This is a genomic window from Xanthobacter variabilis (genome assembly GCF_043831965.2).
In the GTDB taxonomy this organism is placed as follows: domain Bacteria; phylum Pseudomonadota; class Alphaproteobacteria; order Rhizobiales; family Xanthobacteraceae; genus Xanthobacter.
In genome coordinates, this window is record NZ_CM195533.1 from 1680527 (window position 1) to 1699509 (window position 18983).

Below are 18983 nucleotides of genomic sequence, written 5' to 3' on the forward strand. Positions count from 1 at the left end.
CGGCCGGGAGGGAAGTGTTCGCCCCTCCGGCGCACGTTGAAGCGGGCGGCCGTGCGCGGGATTTCAAGCCTTTCCAGCCTCTTGCCGGCCTGTGCCCGCCGCAACGTCAGGAGGGGCGCCGGTAACACGGGGACGCAATTGTTGAACGCGGCTGGGGGGACACTTTCGCCGCTTGCCTCGCTTCTTCCTCGATTGTCGTGCTAGGAGCCGGCACCGTGAACAAGAAATGAGGGCTGTCATGGCTCATCCGGCTGCGCCCGAGCGCGCCCTTCGCGTCGGTGTCACGGGCATCGGCATTATGGGTTCCAACCACGCACGCGTGCTCTCCGAGCTGCCGGGCGCTGAACTGGTGGCGGTGGCCGATCCAGACCAGGCCCAGGCCGAGCGCGTCGCCAGCTTCCTGGGCTGCAAGGCGGTCGACAGCCATAAGGCGCTGCTCGATCTCGGCCTCGATGCGGTGATCGTGGCCGCCCCCACCCACCTGCACCATCCGGTGGCCCTGGACGTCATCGGCGCCGGCTGCGCGGTGCTGGTGGAAAAGCCCATCGCCTCCACGGCGGAGGAGGGGCGCGAGATCGTCGAGGCGGCGCGCGAGAAGGGCGTCACCCTCATGGTCGGCCATGTGGAGCGCTTCAATCCGGCCGTGCGCGCGGTGAAGGAGGCCATTCGCGGTGAGGACATCCTCTCGGTGGCCTTCACGCGCGTTGGTCCGTTCCCGCCGCGCATGTCCAATGTGGGCGTGGTGATCGACCTTGCCGTGCACGACATCGACCTCATCCGCTGGCTGACCGATTCGGAAATCATCGAGGTGCAGCCGCAGACCTCCGCGGCGCTGGCGGCGCGGGAGGATATCGCGCTCCTGCAGTTCCGCACCGCTTCCGGCGTGCTGGCGCACATCAACACCAACTGGCTCACCCCCTTCAAGGCGCGCACGGTGCATGTGGCGACCGCCAAGAAGTATGTGATCGGCGATCTGCTCACCCGTCAGGTGACCGAGCATTTCGACTACCGGCCGGACGGTTCCTATTCCACCCGCCACCTGCCGGTGGCTTATGCGGAGCCCCTGCGCGCGGAGCTGGAGAACTTCCTGACCGCCGTGCGCACCGGCCGCACGCCGGAAGTGACCGGCGAGCAGGGCGTGGCGAGCCTCGACATTGCCATTTCCTGCCTCGCCGAGCACGGACCGGCCCAACCGGCCCAGCGCCGCGCCATCGGCTGATTCGCTTTCCTCCCGGGTTTCCCGCCCGGCTTCATTCCAGGACTTGGCTCATGACGTCTCCCGCGACCGCCGCGCCCATCGCCTTCATCGACCTTGCAGCGCAGCGCGCCCGCATCGGCCGGACGATCGATGACGCGGTTCAGGCGGTGCTTTCCTCCTGCCGCTTCATCAATGGGCCGCAGGTGGGTGAGCTCGAACAGAAGCTGGCGGCGTTCGCCGGCTCGAAATATGCGGTCAGCTGCTCCTCGGGCACCGACGCGCTGGCGCTCATCCTCATGGCCTGGGGCGTGAAGGCGGGCGACGCGGTGTTCTGCCCGGCCTTCACCTTCTGCGCCACCGCCGAGGTGGTGCCGTGGGTGGGCGCCACCCCCGTGTTCGTCGATGTGAAGGAAGACACCTTCAACATGGACCCGGAGAGCCTGGAAGCCGCCATCGCCGTGGCGGTGGAGCAGGGGCTCACCCCCAAGGCGGTGATTCCGGTGGACCTGTTCGGCCAGCCGGCGGACTATGATGCCATCCTGCCCATCGCGGAAAAGCACGGCCTGAAGGTGCTGTGCGACACTGCCCAGGGCTTCGGCGGCACCTGGAACAACAGGCGCACCGGCTCCATCGGCGATGCCACCGCCACCTCCTTTTTCCCCGCCAAGCCGCTGGGCTGCTACGGCGACGGTGGTGCCATCTTCACCGACAGCGAGGAGCTGGTGACCATCCTCAAGAGCCTGCGCGAGCATGGCCAGGGGGTGGACAAGTACCAGAACGTGCGCATCGGCATGACGGCGCGCCTCGACACCATCCAGGCGGCGGTGCTGCTGGAGAAGCTGGCCATCTTCGAGGAAGAGATTGCCGCGCGCGACAAGGTGGCCCGCCGCTACAACGCGCTTTTGAAGGACGTGGCCACTGTGCCGGCGGTGGACCCGCGCGCCACCTCCGTTTGGGCGCAATACACCCTGCGGCTTCAGCCCGGCGTGCGTGACGGCCTGGCTGAGAAGCTGAAGGCGGACGGCGTGCCGACGGCGGTCTATTATCGCCTGCCCATGCACCTGCAGCCGGCCTATCGCCACTATCCGGCGGCGGGCGCCATCCTGCCCGTGTGCGAGGCGCTGGCGGAGGAAGTCATCTCCCTGCCTATGCACGCTTATCTCGACGAGGCGACGCAGGATCGCATCATCGCCGCCGTGCGCCGGGGCCTCGGCGCCTGAGGGCTTTCGCGGGTTTTGAGCCGGATATGATAGCGGTGATGGCGCCCTCAGGGGCGCCATTGTCGTTGAGGGGCAGGGTTTTTGACGCGCGCGCGCCGGGCGCGGCGCTGGCGCCGGGGCCCGTGACCGGCTAGCTTCCGCTCCGCATTTCTCACGGCGCGCCGGGCCCCATGTTTCGCTCCATTCTCTCTGTCGGCGGCTTCACGCTGCTCTCGCGCCTTGCCGGCTTCATCCGCGATGTGGTCATGGCCGCGGTGCTGGGCGCGGGGCCGGTGGCGGACGCCTTCCTGGTGGCGTTCCGCCTGCCGAATCATTTTCGTGCCATCTTCGCGGAAGGGGCCTTCAACGCCGCCTTCGTGCCCACTTACGCCCGGCTGAGGGAGCAGAGCGGGGTGCCTGCGGCGCGGCAGTTCGCGGACGAGATCCTCACCGCCATGATGCTGGTGCATGGCGTGCTGCTGGCGCTGGCCCTGGGCTTCACCCCACAATTCGTGAGCCTGCTGGCGCCGGGCCTCGCGCTCGATGGCGAGCGTTTCGACCTGGCGGTGACGCTTACGCGCATCACCTTTCCCTATCTGGCGCTGATCTCAGTGGCGACGCTGGTTTCCGGCGCCCTCAACGCGTCCGAGCGGTTCGCGGTGGCGGCGGCGGCACCCATTCTGCTCAACATCTGCATGGTGAGCACGCTGCTGGCGGCGGCCCTGTTTCCCACCGCCGGCCATGCGGCGGCATGGGGCGTGCTCATTTCCGGCGTGGCGCAGCTGTTCGTGGTGGGGCTGGATGCCGAGCGTCACGGCATCGGCCTGCGATTCGGCCGGCCCAAGATGGATTCGGGCACGCGCCAGTTCCTGAAGGCCCTGGGGCCGGCCATCATCGGCTCGGCGGGGGTGCAGATCGCGCTGTTCGCGGACACCATCATCGCCACCTTCCTGCCCATCGGCGCGCTTTCGGCCCTGTATTACGCGGACCGCATCAACCAGCTTCCCATCGGCGTGGTGGGCATAGCGGTGGGCACGGTGCTGCTGCCGGAAATGGCGCGCCGGCTTGCCGTGAAGGACGATGAGGGGGCCGCCCATGCCCAGGCGCGCTGCATCGAGCTGGCGACCCTGCTCGGCATTCCCTTCGTCGCGGCTGCGTTGGTGGTGCCGGACCTGACCATGCGCGCATTGTTCGCCCGCGGCGCCTTCACCGCGGCGGACGCGGCGGACGCGGCGGCGACTCTGCGCGCCTACGGCTTCGGCCTGTTGGCGTTCGTGGTGGTGCGGGCGTTCATCGCGCCCTTCCATGCACGCGGCGACACGCGCACCCCCATGATCGCCTCGCTGACGGCGGTGGCGCTCAATGTGGCGCTGAAATTTGCGCTGATGGGCACGCTGGCCCAGGTGGGCCTTGCCTTCGCCACGGCGGTGGGGGGCTGGATCAATGTGAGCCTCCTCATCGTATTCGCGCGGCGGCGGGGATTCCCGCTGGGGGATGACGCGCTCGGCGGGCATCTGGCGCGGCTGGGCGCGGTGCTGGTGGTGGTGGCTGCGGCGCTGTGGGGCACACAGGCCTTGGCTGCCTGGCTGCTGCCGCCGAACCTTCCCGCTCGCGCAGAAGTGATGCTGGCCCTGGTCGTGCTCGGCGGAGGCGCCGTCTACGCCGCTGCTGTCGTGCTGCTGCTGGGCCGGCGCTTCCTGGCGGGGGTGATGGGCCGACGCCTGCCGGCGCTTCCGATCTGAGGCGGATTGGCCGGATTTCGGCGCGGACGGCGGCGCTGCGGCAGCGTTGCCAGAAAGTCACGGCTTACCGTTCGTCGTGTCCCAAGGTCGGGTGGAAAGGGGTTTTCGGCAAGTCAGCCGTTTTGCATCGCAGCGGCTTGTGCTATCGGAACGCCTCTCATTCCGGTTTCGGCTCGTCGGTTGCGGGAAGTGCCGAACCCTTCGCCCCAAATCCCTTGACGGGAATTTTCGCGGATCACCAAGGATCCGCCAGGAGCCGGATTTGATGACGCATTCCATGCGCTCAAGCCTTTTCTATGCGCCCGCCGCTCTCGCCCTGCTGCTCGCGGGGTGCGGCGAGCAGGCCGCCGCGCCTTCTGGCCCGCCGCCGGCGCCGCCGGTGACGGTGGCTCACCCCACCACCCGCACCGTTACCGACCAGGACGAATATGTGGGCCGCTTCGTCGCCATCGACGAGGTGAACGTGCGCGCCCGCGTGTCCGGTTACCTGGATGCGATCCACTTCAAGGACGGCCAGGCGGTGAAGCAGGGCGACCTGCTGTTCACCATCGACCAGCGCCCCTTCAAGATCGCCCTGCAGCAGGCGCAGGCCAATCTGGCCCAGGCCCAGGCCAATCTGGACTTCACCAAGACCGATCTGGAGCGCGCCCGCACCCTGCTGGAGGACCGCAACTCCACGGCCATTTCCAAGCAGACCTTCGACCAGCGCACCCAGGCCGAGCGCACCGCCGCCGCCACCGTGCAGTCCCAGGAAGCGGCCGTGCGGTCCGCGCAGCTCGATCTCGACTTCACCGAGATCAAGGCGCCGGTTTCCGGCCAGATCGGCGATCGGCGGGTCTCGGTGGGCAACTATGTGACCGGCGGCACGGGCGGCACGCCCACCCTGCTCGCGATCATCGTCTCCACCGATCCCATCCGCTTCGAGTTCACCATGGACGAGGCCACTCTGCTGCGCATCCAGCGCCGCAAGGCCGACATCAAGGGTGAGCCGGTGGCGCTGAAGCTCATTGACGACAAGGGCTTCGTGCACCAGGGCAAGATGGACTTCATGAACAACGTGATCGACCGCGAGACGGGCACCATCCGTGGCCGTGCCGTGTTCGATAATCCCAACGGCCTGTTCCGTCCCGGCATGTTCGCCCGGCTGCGGCTCAACTCGTCCGACCCGCATGAGGTCGTCGTGGTGCCGGACATGGCGGTGGGCACCGAACAGGTGAAGAAGTTCGTTTATGTGGTGGGCCCGGACAACAAGGTGAGCCAGCGCTTCGTCACCCTCGGCTCGCTGTCTGGCGACCAGCGCGTGGTCCTGGAAGGGCTGACGCCCCAGGACACGGTGGTGGTGAACGGCCTGATGCGCGTGCGCCCGGGCGTGACCGTGACCCCGCAGATGGCCGAGGCCCCCAAGGCTGATGCGCCCAAGGCTGATGCGCCCAAGGCTGACGCTGCGAAGCCGGAGCCCGCGAAGACCGAACCGGCCAAGCCTGACGCTGCGAAGTCCGACGCTGCAAAGCCTGCCGCCGATTCCGCGACCTCGAAGTGAGGGGACGCATCCATGCGCTTTTCCCACTTCTTCATTGATCGCCCGATCTTCGCGTCGGTGGTCTCCACCATCGTCATCATCCTGGGCGCGGTGTCTTATCTGCGCCTGCCGGTGGCGCAGTATCCCGAGATCGCCCCGCCGGTGATCACGGTCACGGGCCAGTATCCCGGCGCCTCCGCCGAGACGGTGGCCGACACCGTGGTCGCGCCCATCGAGCAGCAGATCAACGGTGTGGAGCACATGCTCTACATCTCGTCCAACTCCACGGCGGACGGCCGCTTCTCGATCCAGGTGACGTTCGACCTCGGCACCGATCTCGACACCGCTCAGGTGCAGGTCCAGAACCGCGTGGCCATCGCCGAGCCGCGGCTTCCCGCCGAGGTGCAGCAGGTGGGCGTGGTCACCGCCAAGTCATCGCCAGACATGCTGCTGGTGGTGAACCTGTATTCGCCCGACGGTTCGCGTGATCCGCTGTTCATGTCGAACTTCGCCAACATCCAGATCAAGGATGTTCTTTCGCGTATCGACGGTGTCGGCTCCATCACGGTGTTCGGCTCGCGCGAATATGCAATGCAGATCTGGATCGATCCGGACCGCCTGTCGCAGCTCAACATCACCTCCAACGACGTGGTGGCGGCGCTGAAGGCGCAGAACGTGCAGGTGGCCTCGGGCATTCTGAATTCGCCGCCGGTGCCGAAGCAGAACGCCTTCCAGATCGCCGTGCGCACGCTGGGGCGCCTGTCGACGCCGGAGGAATTCGGCCAGATCGTCATCAAGCAGACCGAGCAGGCCCTGGTGCGGCTGAAGGATGTGGGCCGGGTGGAGATCTCCGCCCAGGACTACGCCTCCACCTCGTTCCTGGACCGCTATCCCTCCATCGGTCTCGGTATTTTCCAGCGCCCGGGCTCCAACGCGCTCGCCACCGGCAACGCGCTGGTGGAGGAGATGAAGCGCATCCGCAAGACCTTCCCGGAAGGTCTCGAATACGGCATCTACTACAACCCCACCGAGTTTATTCAGCAGTCCGTGGACGCGGTGGTGCACACCATCGGCGAGGCCATCATCCTGGTGGTGGTGGTGGTGATCCTGTTCCTGCAGACCTGGCGGGCGGCGATCATCCCCATCCTCGCCATCCCGATCTCGCTGGTGGGCACATTCTTCGTCATGGCGCTGTTCGGCTTCTCGCTGAACAACCTGTCGCTGTTCGGCCTGGTGCTCGCCATCGGCATCGTGGTGGATGACGCGATCGTGGTGGTGGAGAATGTGGAGCGAAACATCGCGGCCGGGCTCTCCCCGCGCGATGCGGCCTACAAGACCATGGACGAGGTGGGCGGCGCGCTGGTCGCCATCTCGCTGGTGCTGTCCTCGGTGTTCGTACCCACGGCCTTCATCACCGGCATTTCAGGCGCCTTCTACCAGCAGTTCGCGCTCACCATCGCGGGGTCCACGCTGATCTCGCTGTTGGTGTCGCTGACGCTCTCGCCCGCCATGTGCGCGCTGCTCCTGAAGCCGCACAGGGAGGGGCACGAGCATCACGCCTGGTATGCGCGGCCCGTGATCGGCTTCTTCCGCATCTTCAACCGCGGATTCGAGGGGCTGGGCAACGGCTATGCCTGGATGACCTCGCGCCTGGTGCGCGTGGTGGCCCTGGTGCTGATCGTTTATGCGGGCATCGTCGCCTTCGGCGGCTACCTGTTCACGACCACGCCGCAGGGCTTCATTCCCCAGCAGGACCGCAGCTACCTGATCGTCGTCGCGCAGTTGCCGCCGGGTGCCTCCATGGAGCGCACGGAAGCGGTGATGAAGCGTGCCGGTGACCTCGTGCTCGGCACGCCGGGCGTGGCGCGGATCGTGAACATCGTCGGCTTCTCGGGCGCCACTTTCACCAACGCCCCCAATGCCGGCGCCATGTTCGTGATCCTGGAGCCGTTCTCGGTGCGCGGGGGCGATCCCAGCCGCTCGGCCGGGGCGATCCAGAAGCAGCTGTTCGGCAAGATGGCTTCCATCCAGGAAGCGCAGATGATCGTGGTTGCGCCGCCGCCCGTGCAGGGCATCGGCAATGCCGGCGGCTTCCGCATGATGGTGGAGGATCGCGACGGCGCCGGGCTGCTGGCCCTGCGCAACGCCACCTACGCCATGATGGGCGCGGCCGCCCAGACGCCGGGGCTGCAGCAGGTCTACACCCTGTTCGAAACCTCGACGCCGCAGCTCTATCTCGACATCGACCGCGAGAAGGCGCAGCTGCTGAAGGTCAACGTGAACGAGGTGTTCACCGCGCTCCAGACCTTCATCGGCTCCACTTATGTGAACGACTTCAACATGTTCGGCCGCACCTTCCGGGTGCAGGCGCAGGCCGATGCGCCGTTCCGCATGGAGCCGAAGGACGTGCTCGCCATCCGCGTGCGCACGGCTAATGGGGATACGGTGCCGCTCGGCTCGTTCACGACCGTGCGCGACATTTCCGGCCCCTATCGCGTGCCGCGCTACAACCTCTATCCGGCGGCGGAGCTCGACGGCTCGCCGGCGCCGGGCTACTCGCAGGGCCAGGCCATGAAGATCATGGAAGGCCTCGCCCAGAAGATCCTGCCCCAGGGCTTTGCCTATGAGTGGACGGGCATCGCCTTCCAGCAGGAGCGGGCGGGCAACACCGCCATCTTCGCCTTCGCGCTGGGTGTGGTGTTCGTGTTCCTGGTGCTGGCGGCGCAGTATGAGAGCCTGACCCTGCCGCTGGCGGTCATTCTCATCGTGCCCATGTGCCTGGTGGCGGCGCTTATCGGCGTCATCATGCGGGGCATGGACAACAACATCCTCACCCAGGTGGGCTTCATCGTGCTCATCGGCCTCGCGGCCAAGAACGCCATCCTGATCGTCGAGTTCGCCAAGCAGCTCGAGGACGATGGCCATGGCCGGCGCGAGGCTGCGGTGGAGGCGGCGCGGCTGCGTTTGCGGCCCATCATCATGACCTCGCTCGCCTTCATCCTGGGCGTGGTGCCGCTGGTGTGGGCCGTGGGCGCCGGCGCCGAGCTGCGCCAGGCCCTGGGCACGGCGGTGTTCTCGGGCATGATCGGCGTGACGCTGTTCGGCCTCGTGTTCACGCCGGTGTTCTACGTGTTCGCACGCTGGCTCGCGAGCTTCCGAGGGCACGGCGCCAAGGGCGCGCCACCGCCGCAGCACCCCGCCGCGGCGGAGTGAGGGCCACCAAGCCAAGATCTTCTGGGGCCGGATGCGTGAGGCGCGTCCGGCCCCAGTTGCATTTGGGGGGCCACGCGATGCCGCTGCCCGGCCCTCACCCTGGACCATGCCCGGCGACGCGAAGGCACTGGCATCTTGAGCTGAAGCCTCCGCGTGGCGCGCGGCGGCTGCGCCCGAATGCTTCGGGGCCGTCGGCAGCCAGGGGGAGGGCGGTGCCGTTTCATCGCAGGGCCGTGGCAGAGGCATGAAGCTGTTCCGGGCTCACCGCGCGCCGTCTCCCGCGCCGGGCCTTTCGCTACAGGGGCAGGTAGTGGCGGGATGGCTGTGACTGCCGTCTGTTGTCGAAACGGCGCGGCTGGCGATGCTGTCGCCGAGTTTCGCAGCGGGCGTCGCGGCGCGGGGATTGGCGGCCGGCCTTGAGCGGGTCGGCCGTCGGCGCAATGGGAGCAGGTCGCGGCTCAGGTGGGTCGAACCCCGTGCGGCAGGGGGCCAGCCCAATCGTCCCTCGGCCCGCTTCAGCCGTTGCTGCTCTAACGATGGCCGGGGTTCTCGGACCTGCGGCCGGAAGCGCTCCCGCTGGATGGGGGGCGGGAGAGGGGCGGGGGCAAATGCTGCGAAGCGCACGATGGGGCGACAGGCAGGCCATTGGAATGCCGCGAAGCACCGGCGCCCGGAGTGACGGCCCGGCCCGCCTTTGCTCCTCCGCAGTTGGGGATGTCCGAGCACTCTGCCACCGCGTGATTCCGGAACGCTTTTGGTGTCGGACGGATGCCAGCACAACGGCCGTCGCTCACAGCGCAGCCTCCTTTTCCAATTGCGGGGGAAGCGGGGCTGCGGGAGCGAATACGGGGTGAGCCGGCCGCTCCCGAAAACGATTGCACCTTCAAGCTTTCCCGCTGAATGGCGGCGGCTGCCCTCGCCTCTGGCTCTCGAAGGGAGAGGCCAGGAGCAGAGAGAAGACTGAACGCGGCTTGCGACTGCGAGTGTCTTGAGCCGCCATTGCATATGGGGCCTGCGCGGCGGCGCGAACCAATCGAAGAGGGGCCTTTCCTGCCCGGGGCGGGTGCTGCGGCCCCACCCGCGTTCGGATCCGGCCAGATTTCGACGGGTTCCACAGCGCGAAGCTGTGTCACGCTCCCTCTGTCTGGTATATGACTGACGGGTCAGTCATGGTGCGGGATCGGCAGGGGCATGGCCAGGAACGAGACATCGTCCGAGGAGAAGAGGCCGGCGGGACGCCAAGCAGGGCTGGAGGGGCCGCGCCTGCCGGTGGCCGGCGCACGAGAAAGCGCTGTGCTCTCACCGCGGCGCCGTGCGGCCCCCATGGCCCGCGAGGCGCGCCGCCGGGCCATTCTTGATGCGGCCCTGGTGGAGTTCACGACCCATGGCTTCGCCCACACCAAGCTCGATCAGGTGGCGCGCCGGGCGGGTGTCGCCAAGGGCACCCTTTATCTCTACTTCACCGACAAGGACGCTCTGTTCCGGGCCCTGGTGGAGGCGAATATCACGTCCGTTCTCTCCGATGCCGGCAGCCTCGTCGCCCATTTCCCCGGAACCACGGCCGAGCTGCTTGAAGGTTTGTTGGGCCTGATGGCGGATCGCGTGCTGGAAGGGCCGGCGGCCCCCCTGGTGCGCCTGATGCTTGCGGAAGGCGCGCGCTTTCCCGAGCTTGCCGCGTTCTATCACCGCGAGGTCGTCTCACGCGGCCTCGCGCTCATCCGCCAGGTGGCCCAGCGCGGCCTCGATCGGGGCGAGCTGAAGAGCGACCTGGCCCTTCGTTTTCCGCAGCTTGTGGTGGCGCCGGCCATCCTGGCGGTAGTGTGGAACGGGCTGTTCGCGACGCTCGATCCGCTCGACACGCGGGCGTTGCTGGCGGCCCACCGAGATCTTCTGCTGGCGGGACTGGGCGGGGGAGGCAGCTGATGCGCCAATGGCTTCATTCCGTGTCCCGGCGCGCGCGCGTCGCTCCGCTCGCATTCGCTGCGCTTCTCATCGCCGGCTGCGATGGCGGCGCACAGCGCAGCTTCTCCGGCTATATCGAGGGCGATCTCATCTTCATCGGGCCGAACGAGCCGGGCCGCGTCCGCGCCCTTGCCGTCAAGGAGGGCGATGCCGTCTCGAAGGGCGAGGTGCTGGCCACGGTGGAGGATGACCTTCAGGTGGCGGACCTCGACAGCGCCAAGGCCCGGTTGCGCGAGGCGGAAGCGCGCCTGGCCAATGCCCAGGCGCCACTGCAGCGGCCCGAGGAGATCGCGGTGCTGGAGGCGGCGGAGCGGCGCGCCTCGGCGGCGCTCGACCTCTCGCGCATCGAGCTTTCCCGCCAGAAGGACTTGGTGCCCAAGGGCGCGTCCTCGCAGGCCAATCTCGACAACGCCCAGCATGCGTTCGAGCAGAACCAGGCCGCCTTTGATGAGGCGCGCCGGCGCATCGCGGCCGCCCGCATCGCCTCGCGCACCCAGGAGATCGAGGCGGCGGAGGGCACCGCGCACGCGGCCCGGGCGGCGGTGGCCGCCGCCGAGGTGCGCCTTGAGCGGCGCACTCTGAAGGCCCCCGCCGCGGGCGCGATCCAGACCGTCTATTATCGCGTGGGCGAACTGGTGCCCGAGGGGCGCCCGGTGGTTTCGCTGCTGCCGCCGGGCCTCGTGAAGATCCGCTTCTTCGTGCCGGAGGAGGTGCTGCCGAAGGTGTCGGCGGGCCAGAGCGTTACCGTCTCCTGCGATGGCTGCCCGCCCATCACCGGCAAGGTGAGCTTCATTTCCGCGTCGGCGGAATATACCCCGCCGGTGATCTACAGCCGGGAGGAGCGGGCCAAGCTCGTCTATCTCATCGAGGCGCGGCCGGATGAACCGGCCCGTGCCCGGCCGGGCCAGCCGGTCACCGTCAGCCTTGGCGGCGCGCCATGATGGAGGCCGCCGCCAGCGCGCGGACGGAGCCGCCGCCCGATGTCGCCATCTCTGTGGAGGGGCTCTCCAAGAGTTTCAGCGGCCACATGGTGGTGGACCACCTCACCATGCGTGTGATGCGCGGCCAGATCTACGGCTTCCTTGGCCCCAACGGCTCGGGCAAGACCACCACCATCCGCATGCTGTGCGGCCTGCTTACCCCCGATTCCGGGGAGGGCACCTGCCTTGGCATGAACATCCGCACCGAGGCGCGGAAGATCCGCGAGCGGGTGGGCTACATGACGCAGCGCTTCTCCCTCTATCAGGACCTCTCGGTGCGGGAGAATCTGGAGTTCGTCGCCCGCGTCTATGGCGTGCCGCAGCCGGAGAAGGCGGCCACCGCCGCGCTGGAGCGGCTGGGCCTTGCCGGGCGCGGCAAGCAGCTTGCGGGCTCGCTCTCGGGCGGGTGGAAGCAGCGCCTCGCGCTGGGCGCCTGCATCCTGCCCAGCCCCGATCTGCTGTTGCTGGATGAGCCCACGGCGGGCGTCGACCCGAAGGCGCGGCGCGAATTCTGGGCGCAGATCCACGATCTGGCGGCCGATGGGCTCACTGTTCTGGTCTCCACCCATTACATGGACGAAGCCGAGCGCTGCCACGAGATCGCGTACATCGCCTATGGCAAGCTGCTGGCGCAGGGCACGGTGGCCAACGTCATCGCGGCCTCGGGCCTCAGCACCTGGACCGTGGAGGTGACAGGGGTGGAGGGGCATGCGGCCGGCCAGCTCGTCTCGTCCCTCTCGCGCAGCCTGAGCGCGCGGCCGGGAGTGGACATGGTGGCGCCCTTCGGCACCCAGCTTCACATTTCCGGCCGCGACGCGGTGGCGCTGGAGGCGGCCATCGCGTCCTTCCGGGGTGACCCCAGGCTCGTCTTCCGCAAGGATGCGCCGACGCTGGAGGATGTGTTCATCGACCTCATGGGCCGGTCCAAGGACGATCTGCGATGAGCGCCCCCGACCGCGCCCACCCCCACGGGCCCGTGGCGCGCGCTTTGGGCGTGGTGCGGCGCATCTCGGCGATGATCGTGAAGGAGTTCATCCAGCTGCGGCGCGACCGGGTGACCTTCGCTACCATGATCATGATCCCGCTGCTGCAGCTCATTTTATTCGGCTATGCCATCAACACCACGCCGCGCCATCTGCCCACGGCGGTGTTCGCCCATGAAAACAACGAGATCAGCCGCGCCATCCTCGCCGCCTTGCGCAACACCGCCTTCTTCGCCTTCGTGCGCGAGGTGCAGAGCGCGGATGAGGCCGAGCACCTGATCCGAGCAGGCGACGTGCTGTTCTTCGTGGAGATCCCCGCCGGCTTCGAGCGCAGCCTCAGGCGGGGGGAGAAACCCCAGCTGCTGGTGGCGGCCGATGCCACCGATCCGGTGGGCTCGGCCAATGCACTGGCGGCGCTCTCCGGCGTGGTGGGCACTGCCCTTGCCCGTGAGCGGTTCGTGGACGCGGCGGGCGCGGCGGCGTTCGAGATTGTGCAGCACCGGCGCTACAATCCGGCCGGCACCAGCCAGCTGAACATCGTGCCCGGCCTGCTCGGCACCATCCTCACCATGACCATGCTCATCTTCACCGCCCTCTCGGTGACGCGGGAGATCGAGCGCGGCACCATGGAAAGCCTGCTGTCCATGCCCATCCACCCGGTGGAGATCATGCTGGGCAAGATCGTGCCCTATGTGGCGGTGGGCATCCTGCAGGCGGTGCTTATCCTGTCGGCGGGCATGATTTTGTTCGGCGTGCCGGTGGAGGGCTCGCCCTGGATGCTGGCGGCGGCGACCCTGCTCTTCATCACAACCAACCTCTCCATCGGCTACACCTTCTCGACCCTGGCGCAGAACCAGCTCCAGGCGGTGCAGATGTCCTTCATGTTCTTCTTGCCGAGCATCCTATTGTCCGGCTTCATGTTTCCGTTTTCGGGCATGCCCCTGTGGGCGCAATGGGTGGGGGAGGTGCTGCCCCTCACCCATTTCCTGCGCATGGTCCGCGGCATCCTGCTGAAGGGCTCGGATTTCGCAGATCTCAGGGGGGACGCGGCAGCCCTGTTCGCCCTGATGCTGGTGGCCATGGGCATCGCCGTCGCCCGCTTCCGCCAGACCCTGGATTGACCGGCTCCGCCAATGGCCCGTGAGCCGCCCTCATGGGCTTTCGCTCAAGCCCGCGCGGAGACGCTCGGCGCCGGTTTGGCACCGGGGCCGCGGGTTTCACGCGTGAATGAGGATCTCGGCGCCGGGCGTCAGGCGGGCCAGCAGCCGGCGCATGTCCGACCGCCGCAGCGCCACGCAGCCCTCGGTGGCCGCAAATCCCGGCCGGGCGAGATGGATGAACACCGCCGAGCCCCGGCCCATGATGCGCGGGCGCGTGTTGTGGTTCAGCACCAGGACCAGGTCATAGACGGCATCGTCCCGCCACAGCCGCTCGTGGGAGGCGGGAAAGGGCAGCCGCACCGGGCGGTTATAGAGCCGATGGCCGCTCGCGTCGCACCAGCCATCGCCGCGGCCGATGGGCCGGCAGGGTAAAGCGGTGCGCGGGCGCGGACCGGCATCGGGGCGATAGAGCAAACCGAGGACGCGCCAGCGCCCGGCCGGCGTGCGGCCGTCTCCCTCGCGCTTGTCGGGGCTGATTCCCGAGCGGCCGATGGCCACGCGCATGGCGCGCTCGCCGGCCTTCAGCACCCCCTCATGGCGGTGCCCGGGGCGGCGGTGGACGTGCAAGAGGGAGATGCCCACAGGATGTTCCATGCGACGACCCAGCCTGTTACCGCTCGCTGTTGATTCTGTTATGGGAAAATTTGCACCGCGCCTGAGCCGTGCTGTACTTGCACCATGAGCGTGTCCGCAAGGGCACAGGAGGATTCGATGGCGAATGCGTGGAAGATCCTGGTGGTGGAGGACGACCCGGAGCTGCGCGATGCCCTGATCGAGCAGCTTGCCCTCCAGGAAGAGTTCGAACCCGTTCCGGCCGACTCGGCCGCCGCCGCCATCGAGGCGGCAAAGAACGGCGCGGTGGACCTCGTCATCATGGATGTGGGCCTGCCGGACATGGACGGCCGCGACGCGGTGCGGCAGATCCGCCGCAATGGCTTCAAGGCGCCCATCATCATGCTCACCGGGCATGACAGCGACAGCGACACCATCATGGGGCTGGACGCCGGCGCCAATGATTATGTCACCAAGCCCTTCCGCTTCTCGGTGCTGCTGGCGCGGCTGCGCGCGCAGATGCGCTCCCACGAGGCGAGCGAGGACGCGGTGTTCGCCATCGGGCCATATTCCTTCCGGCCGGGGGCCAAGCTGCTGCTCACCGAGCGCGGCTCGAAGATCCGCCTGACCGAGAAGGAAACCGCCATCCTGCGCTATCTCTACCGGGCCGGAAAGACGCCGGTGCCGCGCGAGACGCTGCTGCAGGAAGTGTGGGGCTACAATTCCGGCGTCACCACCCACACACTGGAAACGCACATCTACCGCCTCAGGCAGAAGATCGAGCCTGATCCGGCCAATCCGACCCTGCTCGCCACCCAGGCGGGCGGCTACAAGCTGGTGCCCTGAGGCGGCGGGCGCATTTTCGAGGAAGGGGGCTGGCGCCTCGCGTCCGGAAATGCGCCGTCGCACGGACCTGGAGCGTGGTTCGCGCGTGAAGGCGGGCGGAGCGCGCGAGGGTGACCCCATGGGCATGGGTTCGCGCGAAGAGAGTGCGTCGACGCGGAAGCCCGGGGTGTGCCCCGATGCGCGCGGAACGTGCTCCAGGGCCGCCGCGCCGGCCGCGAGGAGGACCGCCCGTGGACCGGGAAGACGAGCTGGATAACGTGCCGGAAGAGGATGTCGCGCTGCTGCGCGCCATCTCCACTTTCTCAGCGCTGGACGACACCGTTCTGGCGCATCTGGTGGCGGCGGGCCAGCGGGTGGCGCTGGCGGAGGGCGCGACCCTGTTCCATGCCGGGGAGACCGCCGATTGCGGCTATGTGCTGCTGAGCGGGCGCATGGAGCTGTCCGACATCCGCCGCGACGGCGTGCGCCGGGCGGTGATGGCGGTGGAGCCGGGCGCCCTCATCGGCGAGATTGCCCTTGTGGCGCCCACCCCGCGCCCCGCGACCGCGGTGGCGGTGGAGCCGTGCGAGCTTCTGCGCATTGCCCGGGCGGATTTCATTCTGACGCTGGAGCGCCATCCCCGGGCCGCGGCGAAGCTGCGCCGCGCCATTGCCAAGCGCCTGGAGCAGACCATGCGGGCGCTCGACGGCGTGCGTGCCGAGTTGGAGCGCTCCCGCCCGGCTCCCCGCCGCCGCTGAGGCAACCCGCCGGCGCGTGACGCGCCGGGCCTTCCCCGTTTTACGGAATTTGCCGAACAGCCAGCCGGTTGGGCCGGCATGGTTGCGTCACGCGCGCCGCTCGAACACCCTGTGACCTCAGGCGAAGGTGAGGGCGACGGGCACGTGGTCGGAGGGCTTTTCCCAGCCGCGCGCATCCTTCAGCACGGTCATGGCGGTGGCGTGGGGCGCCAGAGTGGGGCTGGACCAGACATGGTCGAGCCGGCGGCCGCGATCATTCACCGTGTAGTTGGGCGAACGATAGCTCCACCAGGTGAACAGCTTGTCTTCCGGCGGCACGAAGCGGCGCATGGTGTCCACCCAGCGGCCGGCGGCCTGCCAGCGCGCCATGCGCTCCACCTCGACGGGGGTGTGGCTGACCACGCTGAGCAGCTGCTTATGGCTCCACACATCACTTTCCAGGGGCGCGATATTGAGGTCGCCGACCAGCACCGCGTGGCGGTCTTCAGCGGTCGCATCGGCCAAAAGCTGCGGCCAGGCCGTGACCTCGTCCAGGAAAGCGAGCTTGTGGGCGAACTTGGGGTTCAGCTCCGGGTCCGGCACGTCGCCACCCGCGGGCACGTAGAAGTTGTGGATGGTGATGGGCTTGCCGAGCCCATGCTCGGGCGCCAGCGTCACCGCCACGTGGCGGGCATCCCCCTTGCCGCAGAATTCCTGGCGCGTGACCTCAGCGAACGGCCGGCGCGAGAAGGTGGCCACCCCGTGCCAGCCCTTCTGCCCGTGCAGGGCGATATGCTCAAAACCCAGGTCGCGGATGGCGGCGAGGGGGAACTTATCGTCCTGGCACTTGGTTTCCTGCAGGCACAGGACATCCGGCTTCAGCGCGGCGACGGCCTCGCGCAGAATATCGAGCCGGATACGGACGGAATTGATGTTCCAGGTGGCGATGGTGAGGGACAAGGCAGCAACGGCTTGAAAAATGGCAGGGAAGCTTAGGGGTAGAGCAGGCGAGGCGAGGGCGCAAGGGTGGAGCCCGAGCCTGATGCGGGGCGGCGATGAATGGCCGGGCGGCATCCCTTGAGTTGCCGCCCGGCTTTGCGTCACTCCTGCTGGTGCAGGCCGAATGCGGGATGATGAAAGAGCTCCCCGCGCGGCTCAGCGCCGTCGAAGGGCAGCGCCTGAACCACCTCGGGCGGGCAGCCTGCTACTCCCAGGCCGGGAAAGGCGCGGAAGCCGAAGCGACCATAATAAGCGGGGTCGCCCACCAGCGCCGCGCCCCGGCAGGTCTGGCGCAAGCGGCGGAGGGCCTCCGCCATCAGGGCCGAACCGATCCCCTGGCGGTGTCGGGACGGCAGGACGACCAGCGGGCCGATCAGCCCCCAGCCGTCGTGCGCGCCGATCCGTGCCGCCGAGGCGGCCAGATAGCCGATGACGGCTCCCTGGTCCTCGGCCACCAACGAGAGGGTGAGCGCGCCCTCCGCGCGGAGCCTCTCGACGATGCCGGCCTCAGTCCCGGTGGCCTGTGGAAGCAGCCGGAGGGCTTCGGTGACAAGCTGGCTGATGGCCGGGATATCTCCGGCCGCTTCGTTGCGGATCAGCATGTCATGCCCCCTGATTGTCCAGTTGGGCGCGAACAAAGGTGCGGCCGCGTTTCGAGATGCGATACGGGCGGCCTGATCGCGACTCGATCAGCCGCTTCCGGCGCAGCCGCTTGAAGACCTCAAGGTCGAAGTCAGCCAGCACCATTCCCTCGCGCGTGACACAGGTCACGGACGTGATCTTGGGGCCGTCGTCGCGCGCGTGCAGAATGCCGCCGCCAAGCGCCAGCACGTGCAGCGCACGTTGTTCATGTCGTGAAATGTTCATGGATGTCTCGTGTGACAGACGTGAAAAAACATCCCGGTGCGCGTGCACCCGGCGGTTTCCAGTTCACGCGGCTCTCTGAGATTCAGAGAGCCTCTTCACACAAGCTCTGACATCCACGCTCCATCGAACGGGCCGCACCCGTGGGCGCCACCCGTGTCGGTAATATAGGAAACACACGTGTTCGGAACAAGCCCGTCCGTGACGGGCGCTCCCACCCGCCGCTATGCCGGCAGCACGACCACTTTGGTCTTCACCGGGGTGCGGGAATACAGGTCAATCATGTCCTGACTCAGGAGGCCCACGCAGCCGCTGGTGACGCCGGTGCCGATCGATTCCGGGTCGCTCGTGGCGTAGATGGTGTAGAGCGTGTAATTGCCGTTCTGGTACAGGTAAAGCGTGCGCGCGCCCAATGGGTTATCGAGGCCGCCGGGCATGCCGCCGGCATATTTGGCGGCTTCCGGCTGGCGCTTGATCATTTCCTTGGGCGGGGTCCAGGTCGCCCATTCGCCCTTGCGGCCCACATAGGCGTCGCCGCTCCACAGGAAGCCGGAACGGCCCACATTGGCGCCGTAGCGCGTGGCGTATCCGTCTTCCTCGATGCGGTAGACGTAGTAATTGCCGGGATCCACGATGATCGTGCCGGGCGCTTCCTTGCTTTCATAGCGCACGGTGCGACGGTAATACTTGGGGTTGACCTTGCTGACATCCACCCCGGGAATGGGGAACTTCTCGGTGGGGACAGGTCCGTAAAGCTTCTCCGCCTCGGCGACGCTCATGCCGTCCAGGCCCGCGCAGCCGGAAAGCCCCAGCGCGCCGAGGCCGATGGCTGAGCCGAACAGAAACGACCGGCGGCTCAAAGCCCCCGAGCGGAGCCCGTGCTCAGCAGCCGCGTGATCCTCGCCAGCCGCGGCATTCCCACGTTCCATGATCATGATCCGGCAGTTTCCCATGTCCAGTCGCCCGGTGAGACGATGCTCCGGCATACACCCGCCAAACGACTTGTCGAGCGGAGATTGCCGCCACATGGCGCCGCTGGCAAGCGCGGCC

The 18983-nt window shown here is 67.9% G+C and carries 16 protein-coding genes; 11 read left to right on the plus strand and 5 right to left on the minus strand.

The window, feature by feature from the left end; genetic code table 11:
• The first annotated feature begins 238 nt into the window (after positions 1-238).
• The 9 genes from V5F26_RS07390 (at position 239) to V5F26_RS07430 (ending at position 13917) form a co-directional block, all read left to right on the plus strand.
• The gene (locus V5F26_RS07390) at positions 239-1219 is read left to right on the plus strand and encodes a Gfo/Idh/MocA family oxidoreductase (RefSeq protein ID WP_394055089.1); all 981 of its coding nucleotides are present in this window, start codon (positions 239-241) and stop codon (positions 1217-1219) included.
• 50 nt (positions 1220-1269) lie between these two features.
• On the plus strand, positions 1270-2418 hold the full coding sequence (locus tag V5F26_RS07395) for a DegT/DnrJ/EryC1/StrS family aminotransferase (protein WP_394947038.1): 1149 nt from the start codon (positions 1270-1272) through the stop codon (positions 2416-2418).
• Between the two features lie 170 nt (positions 2419-2588).
• Positions 2589-4139, plus strand: a complete 1551-nt coding sequence (gene murJ / locus V5F26_RS07400) for a murein biosynthesis integral membrane protein MurJ (protein ID WP_394947039.1) — start codon at positions 2589-2591, stop codon at positions 4137-4139.
• 265 nt (positions 4140-4404) lie between these two features.
• On the plus strand, positions 4405-5679 hold the full coding sequence (locus tag V5F26_RS07405) for an efflux RND transporter periplasmic adaptor subunit (RefSeq protein ID WP_394947040.1): 1275 nt from the start codon (positions 4405-4407) through the stop codon (positions 5677-5679).
• A gap of 12 nt (positions 5680-5691) precedes the next feature.
• Positions 5692-8871, plus strand: a complete 3180-nt coding sequence (locus tag V5F26_RS07410) for an efflux RND transporter permease subunit (RefSeq protein WP_394055083.1) — start codon at positions 5692-5694, stop codon at positions 8869-8871.
• Positions 8872-10194: 1323 nt separating this feature from the next.
• Positions 10195-10794, plus strand: coding sequence for a TetR/AcrR family transcriptional regulator (locus V5F26_RS07415; protein WP_394947041.1), 600 nt, complete (start codon positions 10195-10197; stop codon positions 10792-10794).
• Positions 10794-11774, plus strand: coding sequence for an HlyD family secretion protein (locus V5F26_RS07420; RefSeq protein WP_394947042.1), 981 nt, complete (start codon positions 10794-10796; stop codon positions 11772-11774). Before V5F26_RS07415 ends, V5F26_RS07420 begins: the two co-directional genes overlap by 1 nt.
• Positions 11771-12757 (plus strand): ABC transporter ATP-binding protein, encoded by a 987-nt coding sequence (locus tag V5F26_RS07425; RefSeq protein WP_394947043.1) that lies wholly within the window; start codon positions 11771-11773, stop codon positions 12755-12757. The genes V5F26_RS07420 and V5F26_RS07425 overlap by 4 nt, the downstream gene beginning before the upstream one ends.
• Positions 12754-13917, plus strand: coding sequence for an ABC transporter permease (locus V5F26_RS07430; protein ID WP_394947044.1), 1164 nt, complete (start codon positions 12754-12756; stop codon positions 13915-13917). Before V5F26_RS07425 ends, V5F26_RS07430 begins: the two co-directional genes overlap by 4 nt.
• A 96-nt stretch (positions 13918-14013) precedes the next feature.
• Here V5F26_RS07430 and V5F26_RS07435 read toward each other — a convergent pair whose 3' ends face one another.
• A complete protein-coding gene (locus V5F26_RS07435; protein ID WP_394947045.1) occupies positions 14014-14550 on the minus strand; it encodes a L,D-transpeptidase family protein in 537 nt (178 codons plus the stop codon).
• 117 nt (positions 14551-14667) lie between these two features.
• On the opposite strand from V5F26_RS07435, the gene V5F26_RS07440 reads away from it, so the two are divergent.
• Positions 14668-15354, plus strand: coding sequence for a response regulator transcription factor (locus tag V5F26_RS07440; protein ID WP_234051573.1), 687 nt, complete (start codon positions 14668-14670; stop codon positions 15352-15354).
• Between the two features lie 230 nt (positions 15355-15584).
• A complete protein-coding gene (locus V5F26_RS07445) occupies positions 15585-16091 on the plus strand; it encodes a Crp/Fnr family transcriptional regulator (RefSeq protein ID WP_394947046.1) in 507 nt (168 codons plus the stop codon).
• A gap of 117 nt (positions 16092-16208) precedes the next feature.
• Here V5F26_RS07445 and V5F26_RS07450 read toward each other — a convergent pair whose 3' ends face one another.
• The 4 genes from V5F26_RS07450 to V5F26_RS07465 form a co-directional block, all read right to left on the minus strand.
• Positions 16209-17030 (minus strand): exodeoxyribonuclease III, encoded by an 822-nt coding sequence (locus tag V5F26_RS07450; protein ID WP_394055072.1) that lies wholly within the window; start codon positions 17028-17030, stop codon positions 16209-16211.
• Positions 17031-17170: 140 nt separating this feature from the next.
• Positions 17171-17671 (minus strand): GNAT family N-acetyltransferase, encoded by a 501-nt coding sequence (locus tag V5F26_RS07455; RefSeq protein ID WP_394947047.1) that lies wholly within the window; start codon positions 17669-17671, stop codon positions 17171-17173.
• A 1-nt stretch (position 17672) separates the two neighbouring features.
• A complete protein-coding gene (locus V5F26_RS07460; RefSeq protein ID WP_394055068.1) occupies positions 17673-17936 on the minus strand; it encodes a YjhX family toxin in 264 nt (87 codons plus the stop codon).
• 221 nt (positions 17937-18157) lie between these two features.
• Positions 18158-18868: a L,D-transpeptidase gene (locus V5F26_RS07465; protein ID WP_234051568.1), complete on the minus strand. Its 711-nt coding sequence runs from the start codon at positions 18866-18868 to the stop codon at positions 18158-18160.
• Positions 18869-18983: the final 115 nt, after the last annotated feature.